This window comes from bacterium (genome assembly GCA_021372615.1).
Classification (GTDB): Bacteria; Armatimonadota; Zipacnadia; order Zipacnadales; family UBA11051; genus JAJFUB01.
This window is the reverse complement of the sequence record JAJFUB010000032.1, coordinates 1-1,915: the sequence shown is the minus strand read 5'-3', so window position 1 is coordinate 1,915 and position 1,915 is coordinate 1. Positions and strand designations below refer to the sequence as shown.

General features: G+C 69.9%; 1 protein-coding gene. It reads left to right on the top strand.

What is annotated here, in order from left to right; genetic code table 11:
• Nucleotides 1-1,855, top strand: a 1,855-nt coding sequence (locus tag LLH23_05385) for a hypothetical protein (protein ID MCE5237907.1), incomplete at its 5' end; no start/stop codon positions are given.
• Nucleotides 1,856-1,915: the final 60 nt, after the last annotated feature.

Sequence of the window (1,915 nt, the reverse complement as noted above, 5' to 3'; positions counted from 1 at the left end):
CGCCATGGTCAGCAAGCCGCTGCAGCTTCCCCTGGGCCCGTTCTGGTGGGTGGGGCCCCGCGGGGGCCGGGCGCTGGTCTGGCACACGGACTGGCGCAAGGGCTGGTATGGCGCCTGCCATGTGCTGGGGATGCCCCAGGGCCTGGAGGTCTTCGGCCCCAAGCTGCTCGAGTACCTGCGCCTGCTGGAGAGCGAGGGGTACCCATACCAGGTGCTGCTGCTGCACTACGCCGCGGACAACTACCCGCCCTCGGCCGATGTGGCCGACCTGGTGCAGACGTGGAACGATGAGGTGGGGGAGCCGCGCCTGCGCCTCTCGACCAACCGCAATTTCTTCGAGCGCCTCCGGGCGCTGCACGGCGACGATTTTCCTTCCCACCAACTCGCCTGGCCGGACTGGTGGTCGGAGGGTCTGGGGTCGGCGGCCTATGAGGCGGCTCTGTCACGCGAGACGCACTGCCGGTTGCGGCGGCTGGAAGCGCTGCAGGCCCGCCTCGGCGACACCGACGACCTGTGGCCGATCTGGGAGGACCTGCTGCTGTTCGATGAGCACACGTGGGGCAGTTCGAACATGGGCACCGAGCCCCATTCGTACCGCAGCCGCGCCAGTTGGATCCACAAGGCCCGGCACGTGTACCTCGCCCACGACCGCGCCCGACGGCTGGAGGAGCGACTGACGCAGCGCCTCGCGCCCCCCGCCGGTGCGCAGGCGGCGGAGGATTTCCGTGACCAGACGGTGCGCGCCCCGTCCAGCGGCCCACGGCGTCTGAGCCTGTTCAACCCGCTGGCGGGGGAGTTCCGGGGCCCGGTCACCCTCGCCGGCATGGGCGCGGATGTCACCAGCCTCCACCTGTCGTCGGGAGCGCAGGCCGCTGTGCAGCTTTCGCCGGCGACGGCGCTGCGTCCGGCGGAGAGCCGGGCGGTGCTTGCGGTCCCGGCGGGCACAGCCGTGACGGCGCAGGCCAACACCGACACGCCGGAACTCGCTCTCACCAATGATCCGGTCGGAGGTCGCTACCGGCTCCAGACTGACTTTTGGAGCGTGGAATGCGACGCGTCCGGGCGCCTGCTGTCCCTCGTAGACAAGGCCGCCGGCCGCGAGATGCTCGACACCCGCGCTCCGTGGGGCCTCGGCGAAGTCATACGCGAGACGATCACCAGCGCCGAGGACCGCGCGGCCGTCTGGGAGCGCGGCTACAGCTTCCTCCCGTACGCCTATCGCCGCTCGGACGCCAACTTCGCCCGCGAGGGGGCGCTCACGAACGCGCGCGTGGTGCGCGTGGAGAGCGGGCCCGTCCTCGAGGCGCTACTCGTCGAGAGCGAGTTGCCGTACCTTCGCCGCATCGAGACGGAAGTGCGGCTGTGGCGCGAGCTGCCGTGGCTGGAGGTCGAAGTGCGGCTGGACAAGCAGGCGTACGAGCTGTACGAGGGGCTCTACGTAGCCTTCCCGTTCAAGCTCGAGGGCGCGCGGGCCCTGGTCCATAGCTGTGACGCGGTCTTCGAGGCCGAGACGCAGCAGCTTCCGGGCACTTGCCGGGACTACTATGCTGTTCAGGACTATGTGGCGATGGTGAGCGACGACGCCTGGGCGGCCGTCTGCCCGGTCGAGGCCCCGCTGATGCAGCTTGGGGCCCTCACCTTCGGGCGCTGGGCGGACCACCTGCGCCTGGACCGCGCCTGCCTGTACTCATGGTTGGTCAACAACTTCTGGTACACCAACTTCCCGGGCTACCAGCTGGGCGAACTCACGTTCCGGTTCGCCATCGCCACCGGCGCCGGATCGTTCGACCAGGACCGCGCGCGGCAGATCGCCGAGGCCACGCGGGTAGGGCTTTCGGTGGCGGCTGTGGAATAGTCTGGAAGGCGCGTGGGCCGGGACATCCTGGACCGGCCAATGGGCGATCCAGGATGTCTC